Annotated in this window: 8 protein-coding genes; all 8 read right to left on the bottom strand. The window is 56.9% G+C overall.

The window, feature by feature from the left end; genetic code table 11:
• Positions 1-163 precede the first annotated feature (163 nt).
• Positions 164-1,111: an IS110 family transposase gene (locus ACWGZX_RS06485; protein ID WP_452625178.1), complete on the bottom strand. Its 948-nt coding sequence runs from the start codon at positions 1,109-1,111 to the stop codon at positions 164-166.
• Positions 1,112-1,551: 440 nt separating this feature from the next.
• Positions 1,552-1,911 (bottom strand): DUF6124 family protein, encoded by a 360-nt coding sequence (locus tag ACWGZX_RS06480; RefSeq protein ID WP_452627726.1) that lies wholly within the window; start codon positions 1,909-1,911, stop codon positions 1,552-1,554.
• Positions 1,912-2,384: 473 nt separating this feature from the next.
• A complete protein-coding gene (locus ACWGZX_RS06475; RefSeq protein WP_452627725.1) occupies positions 2,385-5,438 on the bottom strand; it encodes an Ig-like domain-containing protein in 3,054 nt (1,017 codons plus the stop codon).
• Between the two features lie 340 nt (positions 5,439-5,778).
• On the bottom strand, positions 5,779-9,789 hold the full coding sequence (locus ACWGZX_RS06470) for an Ig-like domain repeat protein (protein WP_452627724.1): 4,011 nt from the start codon (positions 9,787-9,789) through the stop codon (positions 5,779-5,781).
• Between the two features lie 272 nt (positions 9,790-10,061).
• Positions 10,062-11,684 carry a hypothetical protein gene (locus ACWGZX_RS06465; RefSeq protein WP_452627723.1) on the bottom strand — a complete coding sequence of 541 codons (1,623 nt, stop codon included), beginning with the start codon at positions 11,682-11,684 and terminating at the stop codon, positions 10,062-10,064.
• The gene (locus tag ACWGZX_RS06460; protein ID WP_452627722.1) at positions 11,681-12,610 is read right to left on the bottom strand and encodes an Ig-like domain-containing protein; all 930 of its coding nucleotides are present in this window, start codon (positions 12,608-12,610) and stop codon (positions 11,681-11,683) included. Before ACWGZX_RS06460 ends, ACWGZX_RS06465 begins: the two co-directional genes overlap by 4 nt.
• Before the next feature lie 69 nt (positions 12,611-12,679).
• Positions 12,680-16,681, bottom strand: a complete 4,002-nt coding sequence (locus tag ACWGZX_RS06455; protein WP_452627721.1) for a hypothetical protein — start codon at positions 16,679-16,681, stop codon at positions 12,680-12,682.
• 288 nt (positions 16,682-16,969) lie between these two features.
• On the bottom strand, positions 16,970-17,329 hold the full coding sequence (locus tag ACWGZX_RS06450; protein WP_452627720.1) for a DUF6124 family protein: 360 nt from the start codon (positions 17,327-17,329) through the stop codon (positions 16,970-16,972).
• Between the last annotated feature and the right edge of the window lie 59 nt (positions 17,330-17,388).

Raw genomic sequence — 17,388 nt, 5'->3', positions numbered from 1 at the left:
GAAACGATAAAACCCGCCATTCCTGGATAAGGAATGGCGGGTTTTTGTTGCCTGTGACACCGCCATCGCGAGCAGGCTCGCTCCCACAGGTTTTGGTTTTGAACACAAAATTTGTGAACGACACAAATCCCCTGTGGGAGATTCTATGGTTGAGGGGAAGCCCTCAACTGGTTTTCGGTTGGTATTCGCTTTGCCCGTTCAGCAGGGCGAATACAACCCGAGCAAGCTTGCGAGCCAGCATTACCAGCGCCTGAGTGGTGCTGAAGCCCCGAGCTCTTTGCGCTTCGTAAAATCCTTTCCAGGCCGCCGTTCGGCTGGCCGACATCGCTGCATTGTGCAAAAGGCGCCGGGCCTCTGGGTCACCTCGCTTGCTCAAACTCCGGCGACAATCTTTTTGTCCTGACTTCGCCACCCGCAAATCCATTCCCAAGAAGGCGATAAAGGCATTCGCGTTTCTGAAGTCACCCCGCTGAAAAGCCGCAATCAAGCGAGCTCCGGTCAAAAAACCAATACCTTCAACTTTCAGACACCGCTTTAACTGGCCGAGCAAGCCGGCTTCTTTCAGATGGTCCTTAATCGTCTTTTCGACCAGCACTTCAAGTTGCTGCATGGATTTCACTTGCTCGGCGAAAGCGGTTTTCAGCAACGGTTCATTCGCCCAGCTTTGCACCAGGCCAACTCGCGCCTGGACCAAAGCCGCCCGGCGGCGGAAAAGGCTCAAGAGCTGGCGGTACAGCGGTGACGGCGGGGTCCACGGATGAAGCTCCTCAGCTTCGTTCTTTAAATAACGGGCAAGTAACTTGGCATCTAGCGCATCAGTTTTGGCGCGAACTTTGACACCTTTTCGGTAATGACTGAGTTCATAGCCGCCCACCATGTAAATAGTGCAACCGGCCTCATAGGCCAAGTCAGCAAACTCCAGGTGATAGATGTTGGTGGCCTCAATGGCGATCGCCACTGTCCCCGGCAAGGCCTTCAACCACTGCTTGATGGCCGCTTTGGTGTTGGGGATTTCTTCGAGCAAATCGAACTCTGCCTGATAAATCACCAATTCATTCTTGGCGACATCCACACCCACGATCGGCTTTGAAACAAGAACCGGCATTGCCATTGGATTTCCTCCGGGATAAGGTTTTAAGCACTTGAAGGGCTCACCCAGAGGCGCAGGCTTGTTCCTATCGTCGGTCTAGCCAGAAGCATTCTTTATCGGCGCTTGGGTGAAAGGAGGAGGGGCGAAATCTCCCACGGTCTGTACTGCGTCAACAGTCAGAAACGAGCCTTGTCCCTCCTCCTCCCTTCAAGTCCTACCATACAAGCGAGCCTGCTCGCGAAGAGGCCAGACCAAACACCACAAAACTCTGCTATCAACCTGGCCATTGTGGCAAGGGAGCTTGCTCCCGCTGGGTTGCGCAGCAACCCCAAAACCATTCACCGCAGTCTTTCAGTCAGATCGCATTCACCTGGATTGCGACGGCCTCGCCGCCGAGCGGGAAGGTGCGGCGTTCCGACAAGCTCCCTCACCACAGGACTGTGTCTCGCCGCAATGGCGCGTTAACAATGCGGATCGACGTTATCCAGCATCCGATTCACCGCCAGTTCACCCAACATGACAGAGTGTTGAATGCCCAGCAGGGTGTGGCGCTGTGTACCGTTCAGTTGCCCCGCAAAATCGCTCAACATCACACTCGCCGACGCCAACGTTTCACAGGCATTCACCAGCAGGGTTTCGTTATCGGTGTCGGGGCCGACGAAGTAGATGGTGCTGGGTTTGCGCGGGGTGTCTTTGGGGATGACCGGTTTGAGGTAGTAATCGAGGGCGCGGTCGGCGGCGTTGTTGAGTTTTTTGGAATCGGCGGTTTGGTAGGGGGAAACGTCGTCGGGTTCGGGTGGGTTGGGTGTGATTTTGAACATGGTGAAACTCCTTGATGATTGGAGCCCTCACCCATCGCTGCTAAACGAAGAAGGGTGGCGGCTGTACGCGGGTTAGCAGACCAGGGCATCAAGGAACCCGGCGCACCGAAGTGCCCCACGCATAGCCGCCATAACGCAGACCAATAGACGAAACTGTCGATTGATCAGAGGCGATACTGATGCACCTTGATGTCTCCGAGCTGCTAAACCCGATCGCTGATTGGTCAGCGACACGGAAACGATAGAGCCCAGGCCCAAGGCGCACAAGCCGGCGGATTCTGGCGTAGTCGTAGGCAACGACGCAAGGATGTGTAGCCTGAGAGAGTGTCTGGAGATGTCTTTTAAACATCTCCGTTTATTGCTCACTCAGTCGAAGAGGACGAAATATCGGGTAGGTAAATAAATGCGTCCCCTTTCTCTTTTTCCTCCTTTTTCCGCGTCCCCTTTTTTCGATTGGCATGCTGCTGAATAGATCAGGTCGGAATACATGCCATTGAGCGTTTAGTTTCAGTTAGTGTGAGAAGGCTATTTCCAGCTGCCTCATTTCCGTAAGCTTCTGAAAGCGAGCGAGAAATTATGTACGTTGTTGGATAGGATAAATTCAACGTCGCCCATCGCCCGTAGCTGATACCTCGTCCGCCATAAATAGGTGTTACATCCACAAAATTGTGGGCGTTAATATGAAATCCAATAGGACTTCCGTCGTTATGAAACATCTCGGCGCCAACACTTCGCATCCAGCTGACAGCTTCCGCTGGGGTAAGGTATGAGTCGTTTAGCAAAAGCCTATAAACGTTAGTGACTTGGGCAGGATAAGAAACACTGTTACCGGCCGCGTCCGTAACAGTGATGGTAGCTGAGCCATTTCGGAGCCCTGTGACCTTGCCACTAGTCTCTACCGATGCGATTTCTGGATTTAGCGACTTATAGGTGTAGGGCATCACACCACCGCTGGCTGCCCGCACGGCGGTATTTCCAGCAACCTCCTTCGCCTGCAACCCATAATTACCGCCTTGAATCACCTTTTTGCCATTCAAATTCATAGGGCGGTCATCGATTGTCAGGGCTTTACCCACGGTGATTTTCCATTCATCTGATACGGGTTCAGCGCCATCCAGCACTTTTACTGTGTAGCGGTGAACTCCCTCCGACTGGTCGGCCAGGGTATGTGTCCAGTCTCCCGTCGAGCCTATGGTGATGGGGGCCTTTACAACACCGGCATCACGCAACTCAATCTTTAGATTGGCGCTCCCCTTGCCGCTGAACATGAACGCGGTTTCAGTTGTAGATGTGTTGGTGGGAATCTCGACACCACTCGGGGAGCCTTTCACCGAAGTAATAGATAGCGTGTCATCCGCCAACACGGTCAACTCCCACACCTCAGAAGGTGTCCCCGCACCATACAGCGGCTCGGCGGTAAAGCTGTGGAGCGTCACGCTCAGGTCCGTCACCAACTGTGACCAGATCCCCGTCGTCAGGTCGGCGGTGGGCTCGCCCTTTGGCGTGTCGCCGTCCAGCACCCGGACCTTCTGACCTTTTTTGGCCGTACCGGTCAACGTCACGCTGGTCTCGATCGTGTCGCCACCGGGGGAGATTTCGTCGCCGCTCGGCGAGCCTTTTACCGAGGTAATCGTCGCAGGCTCCAGTTCCACCGCTACACCGACAAAAAACTCCAACACATTCGAATGACTGGTCTCATTGGTTTTGGCGCGCCAGATCCGGTAACTCGCGGTCATCTTTGTCCCGCGATTGGGTTCGATGAATTGAGCTACGAATGCAGCGTTGAGGGAGAAGTTCACGTCCTTGTCCTTGGACAAAGAGTTGAGGGTGACCGAGTCTTCCTTTTTGCCGGTCACTTCACCGATCAGGGTGTAGGTCACGATATCGCCGGCCTCCGTCGGTTTCACGGTCGGCCTCTGTGCGGTGAGTTTGCTCGCGCCGCCGGGCAGCTCGTTGGGTTCCAGCACGCCGTTCTGTTCGCCGAGGACGATGGGTTTGACCAGTTCAAACTGCGGCTCGCCGACGTTCAGCTGCGCGGCAGGCAAAGAGCTGCGACTGACAATCACGCCGTCTTCGTCGCTGAGCAGGTTGTACGACAGTTTCAGCGTACCGCCCTCGAGGGTCTTGAGGTGTTGGCCCTCGACTGTGATGGTGAAACCGCCGGGATCGTTGGCTTCTTCGTCGCTGGGAAAGAACCAGTCGAACAGAGGCTCATACGTGCTCAAGTCAGCGCGGACGCCGAACCAGACGAGTTCGATTGCCATACCGGTCTGAATCAGCGGATCAAAGGGAATGCGCACGGTGGTGCGGGGCAGATCGGGGTCGAGGGCCCCTTGTTGCTCGTCGACAGCGATTGGCGCGGCCAGGCGTTTGGGTTCGCCGATGATGTTGATGAAACGGCCCTTGGAGCGCTGGATGACCGAATCACCGCGCTCCAGGTCATAGGAAAATACCGCTTGGGTTTTCGCCAGGGCACGGGCAGGGGCGTTGGGCAGCATCACGTCGACCACCACTGGCGGGTTTTTCTCGATGAGTTGGCGGACGGTGACCTCGATGGGTTCACCCTCAAGGGTGGTGCCCTTGATTTTCATGATGATGGTGTCGTTCAACTGAAAACCGGTAGCCACCCACACTTGGAGGTCCAGTTGTTCATCACCGAGCCTGTCGAGATCGAGTACGCTGCCGTTGGCCTGCTTGAGGATGGGCGCTTCCAGTCGTGAGTTGCCGGTGTCGACGACGATGCGTGTTTCCTTGCACCAGTCTTCGGACTGGTTGAGCACCCGGTCGCGAACCATGAAGGTCACCGCGAGGCCGTCGAGGTCTGAGTCCCCGGCGGCGAGGAGGGTGGCTTCGTCGATGTGGACCTTGATGGGATTAGGTACCGGGTCGGCGATCTGAGCCAGGGTCACCGGCGCGGACACCACCAGTTTGCCGCCCCAGCTCGCCGTGATCACGTCGCCCACGGCGATGTGTTCGTAAGGCCGGTCGCTGCCGCTGCCGGGTTCGGCCTTGACGATGATATATACGCCGTCTTCGATGGTGTCCTTGTCGACGCCGTCCTGAACGATCTCCGGCGGCTCGAACCCCATGTACAGCCCGGAATGCCCCCAGTCCGGGTCTAGATCCTGACCGCCGGGCAACTCAAGTTTAACGTCGAGCTTGACGGGCGGGGTGTGGGGTTCCTCTTGCTGGCTAAGTCGCTTGACCGTGTAGCTCAGCGTAAAGGCACCGGTCTGAAGTCGCCCGGGCTCGACCCACAAGGTCACGCGCTCACCGATTTCGGTGTCTTGGGTGATGGTGTGCTGATCCTCCACACCTCCCTGCCACAGCAGCTTGACTGAATCACCTTTGCTCATGTTTGCCCAGGTGGGGATATGGACCTTCAAGCCCTTGTCGGGAAAATTGCCCTTTGCGGCGGCGAAGTTGATGCCCCAGGCTCCGTCAGGCTTTTGCGGCTCGGTGCGCCCGGGAATTTCCGGATCGAGCAGGGCCAGGGGGCCGAGGTTTCTCAGCGGTTGAATGAGCATGGCGGCGACTCCTGCCGAGGATGGGGGCGATGGAGTGATTTATGACGTGGGGGCGATCGGTTGGCTACTGTCAGATCTGACAGGTGAAGACCGGTTTAAGACGAGCGGTCATGTTGATTCGATGGGCCCACCTGCGTGTGATGTGAACCGAAAAAACCCACCATTTCTGATGAAGGAATGGCGGGGGCTTATGTGGAGGGTGGCATTGCCACTCGAGTTTCACCGAACAAAGAACAGACAAACCACACATATCAAAAGAGGCTCGCCCCAACACGATGTGTAGCCTGGGAGAGTGTCTGGCGTTGTTGATTAAACATCGCCATTCACCCTCATGGCCTTCTTAAACCAAGTAGGTACAAGGAATCTGCCATTCACGCCAAAGGCCACCAACCGAGCCGGAATATGGAGAAACAACATAGAAATTCCCATTGTCTGGGGTCGGCTGTGAAGTCCAGTAATGATCCATGCCAGGATAATGTTGACCTGCACCAAAACCACCTCTTGGCCACCCATACCCGCTCATCAGATTCCCCCATTCGCCAAACAAACTTCCAACTGCCCGGATATATTGTGTGGGATTGCCTATTGTGGCGGCGGTCATTTGAGAGATGGAAGGCAATCTTCCGCCCCTAGAGGCGTAGTGGTAGTTATGGAGATAGTTGTCAGGAGTTGAAAAGAACAGAGGCAGTGATTGCATGGTAAATGCGGTGGTTGCGCCACTGCTGTCCCTGACAGTAAAGGTCGCTTGGTCTTTACCTCTGATAGTGACGGTGCCAGTCGAATCAATCTGATTGACCCCTGAGGATGAGGAATACGTGTAAGGCGGTACTCCGGCTTCCACGTTGATACGAAACCGGGCGCCATTAAAGCCGGTTCGAGGAAATCCAGAACCCACAGCAAACACGTGAGGGTGGGAGTGGGGCGAGGCTGTCAGGTTGGCTATTTTTAGCGGCAGGGTCGGCGAGATGACCCTGAAGCTTCGCGTATTCGAAACCTGCCCGGTGCTGACTTCTTTTGCCGTGATCGAGTGGCTGCCCACGGGTACGGCTAGCGTTGTGCTCCAATTCACTCCTACAGCCGTCACTGTATGTTTGGGGATGTTGTAATCGTAAATCTGCACCTGGTACCCGGACGTTACGATACCCAGCAGGCTGACAGTGGTGCTTTTGGTATCTGTGCCGTTAGGTACTTCGACGCCGTTACCTCTCACCGAGTCGATCCGTGGGGCGGTATGCGCCGCTACAGTAAAGTTTCTAGGCTGGCTTTCGACTGGGTCGGCATCATACAAGGCAACTGCTTTGAGCTGATAAGTCTTCAACTGCAAATTGTCATAGCTATGACTCCAGGTGCTGGTGCTGTCAACGTCAAGCGTGATGATGGGGGTTGCGCCATCGAACAGTCGAACCTGTTTGCCTGCGGCGGCGTCGCCCTCAATCAGAACGCTCCTGTCATAGGTTGTTGCACTAGGTTGCACCAGCCCTTTGGAGTCGGTGACCGAACGGATCGTGGGCGTTTGCGAATAGACGACGACGGTGAACGTTCTTCTCGGGCTCGACTCTGGGTCGGCGTCATACAGCGCCTTGGCCGTCATGCGATAGGTTATCTGCGTCAGCTTCTCGAGTTTGAGGCTCCAGACACTGTTGTCGCCGACTGTTGTTGTACCCATTGATTGGGTCAGGTCATTGAATAGTTCGATGGTTTCCCCCCGGGTAGCGGTTCCTTCGACCGTGACTGCGTCGTCGCCAGTCTTGCCGCCATCAACCACCTCGCCGCGGGTGTCCAGCACCTTGGTGATGACAGGCGTCACATAGTCATAGCGGGTCCTGACAGTTAATGGCAGCGCAGGAAACTCGACCGCAGATGATTCATCGTTGGCGCCGTCGTAGGCGACCTTGCACAGCACTGTGGCCGGCGAGGCGTGGGCGAGTTTGAGCAGCTCGGTTCGCAGCAGGCTTTCCTTGAGTCCGTCACTGACTTGCTCTGGTGTGATGAGCTCACCCTCAAGCAATGTGATGTGATACGGGGCGCCGGCAATCGTCCGACCTTCCAGGCGTAGCCAGAGGCGATGACCGGGTGCGATGAACGGCCATTTTTTTACGAGGGCGTCCGCGTTGCCCGTGAACTCCATCAAGTCAAGAACGCGAGCGACAGCTTGAGGCACCTCGGGACGGGGCAGTTCGTTTTCCGGATCCTGGAAGCCCAGGACTTGCAGGTTTAGTGTCTCTGAGGGGGATTCATAACCGTACCGCTTCACGCCATAACTGACGCGCACCATTCGATTGATGTTGGGGCCGACGACGGATGCATCCAGATGAAACTTGACGGTGTGGCTTTGATCTCCCGGTTTTTCTTGGTCTTCAGAAGTGCCCGGGCCAGGCGTACCGAGCCATTTCAAGCGGATGATATCCAGTGCCGGATCCATGCTTTCGTAGCTGACCTTGATATCGACACCGGCGAGCGCCTTGATCGGATCCAGGACCCCATCGGGCGCTTGAATGACCTCTGGCGGGGGCAGTTCACCCACCAGGTAACCGATCAATACATTGCGCGTGGCTGAATAGCTGTACAGGCCGGTGGCGGCACGTTTGAGGGTATAACGCACCTTGATGTACTGACCGATATTGGAAGCCACGAAGTTGGTATCCACCCGGAATGGCACGGGCTTGCCGGCGGAAACTGTGGTGATGGGTAGCCAGTCGCTGGTGCTGGTGGATGGATTGGGGCTGGTCCAGTAGTAGGTCAGGGTGTCTCCCTTGACGGTTCCCAGGTAATCGACCAACACCGTGACTTTGTTGAATACCTTCGACGGATCAAGCACGTCGTTTTCATCCGCCTCCGGCACTTTCGGCGCCGGTAGCGTTGCCGCAATCGCCTGCACCTTGACCAGTAGATGCTCGGAATCGCTCACCCCAAAAACCGCCGATTTATCGTTGGATACCCGGTACCAGAGATCCAGGCGGCCGTTGGCAAGTACGCTGATGTGCTCGCCGGGAATGTAAAAGGACACCAGTTTGCGCCCGGCTTCATCCTGGCTGACGGTGTATTCCTCCTGATGCACATACGGCCTGCCATCGGATTGCGTGCCCACCCAGATGAGATCGAGGAAGTCACCTTCGGCCATGCCCGGGTACGAGACATCCACGGTGGCGATCTGCGTGTCAGGCTCCAGGATATCGCCCACCACCTCACGGATCACAGGAGCAGGGTGTGCGTAGACATCGCCGATCACATCGGCAAAAGTTCGTTTGGAGGAGAGGGGCGGACCGCCGTTCTTCTTGGTCAGCACATAGGATGTATCGGCCGAACCCATGGCAATGGCGCGGACTTCTTCATAAGGCACCTTCAATTCGAGGATGCTCGGTACATTGGTGATGGTGCGTGATTGCGTGTGAATCAACGGCTTACCAACTTGCGGCGTGCCGATCCAGGTCATTGTGAGCGTATCGCCGATGTCGAAATCGTCTGTCCGGACATGGATCTGCACAGTGACGTCTTGCTGGTTCAGTATTTTGAGGTCAATGACACCATTGACCGCTTCCTTGATGATCGGCGCTTCCAGTCGCCAGGCACCGGCATCCACTTTCACTGTGGTGGAGATCGACCATTTTTCCGAGTAGTTCCAGACCTCGTCATGCACCTCGTACTGCACCAGCAGCGCGTTGCTGTCGCCAGCGGCCAGAATATCGGCCTGCTCGGCGGTGATCACAATGGGTTGCGTGCCATCAACGTGTGCCGTAGTCAGCTCCAGGGGCTTGAGGAAGACACTGCCCCATTTCACTTGCACAACGTCGCGCAGCGCGATGTTGGGGTAGCGAAGGATCGTCATGGGTACACCTTTGGCGGCCCACTCGGCATCGACGCCTTGCCTGATGACCTCGTCGGGCAACTGCACCATCTTGAGTTCTGAATGCCCTGGTTTGTGTGGTTCCTTGTCGTCGCCGGCGGGGCGGTCAAGTTTAACCCGCAGGCGCAATGCAGGGGATGGGTCGTCAGGTGTCACTTCGCTTTTACGCTGCAATACGTAAAAGCATTCTTCGATCCAGTCGGGCATGAATCGCTCTGCCGGCAGGAAAAAGAACAGACGCTCGTTGACCTCTTGTGCCTTCACCTCATGGTGGAACACCTTGTTCGCGTCCAGATAGACATCGACGGTGTCGCCTTCCTGCATGCCGTACCACGGGTCAATGACGCACAGAGCGCCCTGATCATCATCTTCCACCACACCAAGACCGATCCCGCCATCAGCGTCCACGATTGGCGTCGCCATCCCTGCCACGAACAAAGGGCTCAGTGCGAGCAGGCTGATATCGGATTTTGAAAAGGGCAGCAGGTAGGGGCGAAAAGAGGTCATGGTCAGTTCCTTGTCCGGTACGATGCGACAGTTTCAAGTGCAAAGAGATGGGGAGGATTGAGGCACGACAGAGAGTGATCCGGCTACTGTCAGATCTGACAGGTGCGGGTGGTATTTCGATGAGTGGTAGCGAAGGTGGATTTTCAACAGGCACTAAAAACGGCCTGTAGGCCGTTTTGGTTTTTAACCTGAATGTGGTGAAGCTCCTACATATGGAACCACCAAGAGCTGTCGCTAAACCAGAGAGGGCTTTGATGTGGCGGTTGTGCCGATTAATTGGCCTGTACGGTTTGATCATTCGGATTAAAGGTAAACATATAGCCGCTCCTTGAAGCATTGGACATCACATGCATGATCGGTAGGTAGCGACCGGTTTGTTGAAAGAAATCCTTTTGAAAAAATTGAGCGTTGGGCAGCGCTGTTGGAGCCACATAAAAGAATGCCTCGAGGGGAAGTTGCTGCGCAATGTTCTGAGGCCAGTTGGCAATGATAACTTCGTTGTGCACTCGTTGATCAGCTGCTGTAAGTCGGGAGCGAGCCTCGATACTGACGGCAAAAGCGGCTTGGTCACCTTTCAAACTGCATCCAGTGTAACGGCTGGATTGTGCATAGAGATGCTGAATCACCCCATCTACATCCGAAATACCTTGCTCACTACAAGGCCTGCTCGCAGTCGGGGCCGCGGAGTGCGCGTTACAACTGTCGCTGCGATAAAAAGTGGCACCATCAAATGGAAAAGAGCACCGCAAGATCAAGGGGTAGGATGTTGGTGCGTCCAGCTCCTTCAGGATCAGTCCCTGATTTTTTGCCCATGCCAGAACAGGAAGATGGATGTCTGCACGCAAGTAAGAGAACGAAACACCATTACGCTCTATAGATCCTGGACTAGGGTCCCAAGCGTGGAAGCTGGGCGAGGCATCTGTCGTGCGGATCAAAACTCCATTGCAGTTATATGCAGCGGTATTGCCCCGACAAGTCATGGCCGTGTCGGCATAACGGGCATTGAGCCGCGATGCCACCTGGTAACCCAAATACATTTGATCTTGCTGAGCAAAGCCAAATACCGCACCTGGCGCCAGATTCAGATCCAAGCGAAAAATCGGCAGCCAGTCGCCTGTTGCGTTGAAGTAGTCACGCTGATCTTTCTGTGCCCCGAGCAATGCACCCGACTGCGCCACGTCGTAGAACAACCCCTGAATTGGCAACTGCTTGGGTGCATTGGCGTCCCAGTTCCTGACTTGTACTTGTGTAGGCTTGGCTATCCAGGTGGCGTCGATCCCTTCGTGGGCTATCAAACTCGCCTTGAACGAGCCGGGCTGAAGGCTGCTCAGGGAGCACTGGGCAACTGGTTGCAGGTTCTGTTGCCGGAAGTGTTCTAGCCAGCCCGGGGAATCGTTGACACCTTGGGCGACGCAGGAGCTGGGATCCGCCGCCGCATTGGCAGCGGTGGCTACCCAGCCGCAACCGAAGTCAGGGTGTGTTCCTTGCAAGGGCAGTTCGAACGGATAGACGCATAGTGCGTCCACCGTTTTACCTTGGCTGATGGCGGTGAAACCGTCACTGAACAGCACACCGTTTGGTTTCCCAAGGGAACGCGTACCGAGATCGGCGCGCAGGTAGGCAAAGCTTTCCGCTCCCAGCGACGTCGAGACACTACCGTGCTTCCAGAATTCGCCCGTCGCCGGACTCACTCGCGCCAGCACACCACTGCAAAAGTGCGCCGGCTGATTACCTGCACATTCGCGGGTGGTGTATTGGTAGCTCCGATTAAGCACCTGCGCGACTTCCGGACCGGTGGCGGCGTTGGTGGTTGCGGTCAGTAGTGCAGCGGTGAGCGCCAACACTAGGTGCAAAAAAACGCTCATGAATGCGCTGATTGTCTGAGGGACTTTCATGACCGAGAAACTCCCAAAACCTGATGGTTTGTGTGTTCGTCGGTATCGGAGCTGCTGGTGTTCTCGTTTTCCGAATCTCCCTCAAGATCGTAGATCCACACCGTCCCGGCACCCAGTGCAGTACCGGTCCATACCGGGTAAGGCAACCAGCCCAGATAGTGGCCGACACTTTCAGACAGGCCCAGGGTGTAGAGCTTCCAGAATTGCTTGATTTGCGTCAGGGATACCGGTTCGAGACCGGCGGCAGTGCAGGCGGCGCCCATGCCGTTCCAATTGGCGCCATGGCTCAGGAAGTGCAGTTCATGAATACCCTTGACCGTGAGCGGATAGCGTTGGGTTTGCGGCGATGGGCTGCTGTCGGTCGCGCTGATAACGCATTGACCGTTACGCCGGGCAGTCACTTCACCGCTGCGCTCGTCGATGCTGGCAATTTCCGGCTCGCTGCTGTGGAAAGAGTGGGGTGCCATGCCCCAATTGGCTGTGCGGGTCAGGCGGGCGTGATCAGGCACCTGCACTGGCAGCTTTTCGACGGCGACCAAATAATTCCTGCCGCTCAGGTCGAGGGTGGCGCCGGCTTCGAAACCGGCGCTCAACCTCAGCGTCAGGTCGTTCGATTTTTGAGGTGTTCCAGTGCCTTCGAATTGCACTTCATAACGTATCAACACCACGTTTTCCCTGGCGTTTTCAATCAGCGTTTGTGCGGTAACGGTGAATGTGACGTCCTTGCCAATTGCGGTTTGGCCAATCGGGATGTAGTCGATCTCTTCGTCATAAAAAAACAACGTGACCTTATCGCGATACTTCATCGGCTCATAAGGTTTGATCCGTACGGTGGCACCCTTTGAGGGGAGGTCGGCCGGATCCAATACGTCTTTTGGCGCCTCATCCACAGAGGCAGGTTGCAGCTCGGCATTTGTAGGGGGCATCTTTGCGCTCGCTTGAGGTCGACCTCTAGCAGCCTGGAAGCGTGCCGGAGGCCGACCATCGATAGGGGATTATTCGGAAATCCGCGACCCGCGGCCAACTTTCAGGGCAAGACCGCGGGAGGCTGGAGTAGCGCGATACGACACCTTGCCATTGAGGCGATCCTGCACGGCGCTACTGTCACCGCCGCCGGCGGCTTGCCCCCACGTCACGACACGACCGTCGGAAGTCAATGCGCAAAAGCCGTGGGTGTTGTCGTAAATCGCCACGACATTGGTCAGTTGGCCCACGACCGTTGCCGTATTGCCTCCAACAGTCGCGTTACCCCATGCCACCACAGTGCCGTTCTTGCGCAACGCGGCGAAAGCCATAGACGAACCGCACACTTGAACAATGTCATCCAGACTGGCGATATCGGCTGGCACTGTTCCCCCTTCTGCCGCTGCGCCCCACGCCACCACATGACCATTGCCGCGTCGGGCGGCGAAGGCGCGCCAGGTCGAGCTGATTTCAACGATATCTGTCAGACCACCGATCAATGAGTCGATGGTGCCTCCGTAAGCGGCCGTTCCCCATGCCACCACTTGGCCGGTAGCCCGTCTGGCCGTGAACGCCTGGGCATTGGCGCAACTCAGTTCGGTGATATCGGTAAGCGCCGCGATGGCCTCCGGCACCGCGCCGCCAAAGGTTGCATGACCCCATCCGACAATCCTGCCGTTAGCGCGGTGCGCCGCGAAGGCGCCGAAGCTGCCGAGCAGGGTTTTGATATCGGTGAATCCGCCGATGTCAGAAGGTACTGTTGCGCCATTCGTTGCCAACCCCCATGCCACAACCTGCCCTGTTGCCCGCAGTGCGGCGAAGGCTTGACCAGCAGCGACCACCTGCTGGATGTCCGTCAGCGAAGCAATCGGAGCAGGGACAGTCGCACCGTCGGCAGCGGTACCCCATGCCACGACGGAGCCGTTGCTTTTTATGCCCGCAAAGGCGGTGGCGTTACCTACCACCTGTACAAACCCCATTGGGTCGATCGCGCCCATGTTGGCACCCTCGGCGGCGGTTCCCCAGACGACGACGGCACTGTTGGCCCGCCGTGCCGCGTAAGCGCTGCGGGTGCAGCTGACCTCGACGATATCGTCCATGGTGATGATGGTGGGAGGAATGCTCGCCCCGTACGCGGCATTGCCCCAGCCGACCACGTCGCCGACATCGCGATGAGCAACGAATGCTGCCTGGCCGGTGACGGTGGTATCGGCCCCGTTACCGATGATGTTCGCCGGATTGAGGGTCAATTGATCGTCGGCGCTACGCACTTGCAGGGGTTCCTGCGGGTGGCTGTCGCGCCAGGTCGGCGCGGTTGTCCATTGAGTATCGTCGGGGTACTTCCATTGCGCCTGAATCGGCTGACCGGTCGTGGCATTGAACGCACTCAGCACTCGTGAAGCACTGGAGGCGCGATAGGTGCTGCGATTGAAGCGCGCACCCAATACCTTAAGGGTGCCGGCACTGATTACTTTGTGTACATCGTAAACGGTGGCCGCTGATGGGCCGTCTGTTCCGCCGGCCTTGCGTTTGACGGTGTAAGACAAAGCGATGCTGTCATCAAGTTGAGCGAGGATAAAGGCATGCGCCACCTTGATAACCGCCAGCTCTTTGTCGGCTTGATCCGCCAGCACAGTGTGTGGATAGGTCACTGTCGTCTTGCCTTCCACCGTTACAGTGATTTCGTCATCGGTTTTCAGTTGTGCAGAGGCGGGGATGACGACAGTGGCGCCTAACGGAAAAACGTCGTCCGGGTTTATCTGGTCTTTCTGCGTACCGCTGGCTTCCCTGAAAGTGGCCACGGGCAACGTGAACTGCTGTTGTTCTACCCGCAGCGAGTAATCCTCGCCCTTTGATTCGCCACCTTCCAAAAGCTCTACCCGGTAGTTGATAGTCACCGTTTTATTCAGGCAGGCCAGAACAGTTTCCTGGTCAACGGTAAACTCCACCGGCTTGCCTTTCATGCTGCCGGTAATGGATTTATCGTCCGTATGAACAGTTGTTCCGTCGGTGGTGGCCCAACGCAGATAAAAGTGGTCACCGGCATTCTCTGGCCTGTTGGCTTCGATCCTGACCGTGGCTGGCGCATTGGCGGGATCGAGGACACCGTCTGGCGCCTGCACTACTTTCGCTGGAGGCAGGAGCTGTCCGTCGGCTTCGCCGATCAGGATGACTAACGGATTCGAGAAACTGGTCTTGCCTGTTTCAAAGCGCAGGATATTGTAGCTAACGCTCAATTTTTCACCACGCCGCGCTTCGAAGTATTGCTGCACAAACTCAGCGTTGAGAGGAAAGTCCACGTCCTTGTCGGCGTTCAGTGAATTGAGTGTTTTTGAATCCTCGGCGAGCAGTACGGCTTGGGCGTCCCGCAGTTGCCAAGTCACTTTATCCTTGGCCTTGGTAGGGTTGGCGACAGGGTTGCGGCAGGTGACCTTGCTGGCGCCGTTGGGCAGGTCCTTGGGTTCCAGCGCACCATCCTTTTCTCCGAGGACGACAGGTTCGTCCAATTCGAACTTCGGTTCGCCGACGTTCAGCAGCGCGGCAGGCAAAGAGCCGCGACTGACAATCTCACCGTCTTCGTCACTGAGCAGGTTATACGACAGTTTCAGCGTACCGCCCTCGAGGGTCTTGAGGTGTTTGCCCTCGACGGTGATGGTGAAACCGGCGGGATCGTTGGCTTCATCTTCGCTGGGAAAGAACCAGTCCAGCTTAGGCTCATAGGTGCTCCAGTTGGCGCGTATGCCGAACCAGTCGAGTGCGATCGCCATACCGGCCTGAATCAGCGGATCAAATGGAATGCGCACGGTGGTTCTGGGCAGATCGGGGTCGAGGGCGCCTTGTTGCTCGTCGACGGCAATCGGCGCCGCCAGGCGTTTGGGTTCGCCGATGATGTTGATGAAGCGGCCCTTGGAACGCTGGATGATTGCTTCGCCGCGCTCCAGGTCAAAGGAAAATACCGCTTGGGTTTTCGCCAGGGCACGGGCGGCGGCGTTGGGCAGAAACACGTCGACCACCGTCGCTGGGTCTTCCTCGATGCGTTGGCGGACTGAGACCTCGATGGTTTCACCCTCAAGGGTGGTGCCTTTGATGTACATGATGATGACATCGCCCCGACGGAACTCGGGCGGCTCCGCCCAGACTCTCAGGCGCAGCGGTTCATCAGCGAGCGTGTCGAGATCGAGTACGTTGCCGTTGGCCTGCTCAAGGATGGGTGCCTGCAGTCGTGAGTTGCCGGTGTCGACGACGATGCGCGTTTCCTTGCACCAGTCTTCGGACTGGTTGAGCACCCGGTCGCGGACCATGAAGGTCACTGCCAGACCTTCGAGGCCGGAGTCCCCGGCCGCCAGGAGCGTGGCTTTGTCGATGTGGACCTTGATGGGGTGGGCGGCTGGGTTGTCGATCTGGTCCTCGGTCACCGGATCGGACAACACCAGTTTGCCGCCCCAGCTCACTGTGATCACGTCGCCCACGGCAATGTGTTCGTAAGGCCGGTCGCTGCCGCTGCCGGGTTTGGCCATGACGATGATGTATACGCCGTCTTCGACGGTGTCCTTGTCCACGCCGTCCTGGACGATCTGCGGCGGCTCGAACGCCATGTACAGCCCGGAATGCCCCCAGTCCGGGTCCAGATCCTGGCCGCCGGGCAGCTCAAGTTTGACGTCGAGTTTGACGGGCGGGGTATAGGGTTCCGGTTGCTGGCTGAGCCGCTTGACCTCGTAGCTCAGCGTGGAGGCACCGGTCTGAAGCCGCCCGGGTTCGACCCACAAGGTTACGCGCTCGCCGATTTCGGAGTCTTGAGTGATGGTGTGCTGAGCCACCACGCCCCCCAGCAACTGCAACATGACTGAATCACCTTTGTTCATGTTCGCCCAGGCGGGGATATGAACCTTCAGGCCCTGGTCGGGAAAATTGCCCTTCGCGGCGGCGAAGTTGATGCCCCAGGATCCGTCAGCCTGTTGTGGCTCGGTGCGCCCGGGGATTTCCGGATCGAGCAGGGCCAGGGGGGCAAGGTTTTTCAGGGGGGGAACGAGCATGGGGACACTCCTGCTGACGACGGGGGCAATGGAGTGATTTAAGATCTGAAGCGGGTGGGTTGGCTACTGTCAGATCTGACAGGTAAAGACAGCTTTAAGACGAACGGTTACATCGGTTCCTGGGGCCTCGTCACTGTGTGATCGGAAACGAAAAACCTCGCCATTCCTGATGAAGGAATGGCAGGTTTTTTGTTGTCTGTGGTATCGCCATCGCGAGCAGGCCCGACCAACCTACAAAACTCTGCAGTCAGCCCTCGCCACAGGCAAGCGATCGCCACAGATACTTCGTTAGCCCTGCGGGTCGACGTTATCCAGCATCCGATTCACCGCCAGCTCCCCCAGCATGACGGAGTGTTGAATGCCTAGCAGGGTGTGGCGCTGTGTACCGTTCAGTTGCCCCGCGAAATCACTCAACATCACACTCGCTGAGGCCAACGTCTCACAGGCGTTCACCAGTAAGGTTTCGTTATCGGTGTCGGGGCCAACGAAGTAGATGGTGCTGGGTTTACGCGGCGTGTCTTTGGGAATGACCGGTTTGAGGTAGTAATCGAGGGCGCGGTCGGCGGCGTTGTTGAGCTTTTTGGAATCGGTGGATTCGTAGGGGGAAACGTCGTCGGTTTCTGGCGGGTTGGGTGTGATTTTGAACATGGTGAAACTCCTTGATTAATGGAGCTGCCACGGCTCGCTGCGAAACGAGGGGAAGGGTG

Source organism: Pseudomonas sp. CLCA07 (assembly GCF_053615335.1).
This window is presented reverse-complemented; position numbering and strand designations above follow the sequence as displayed.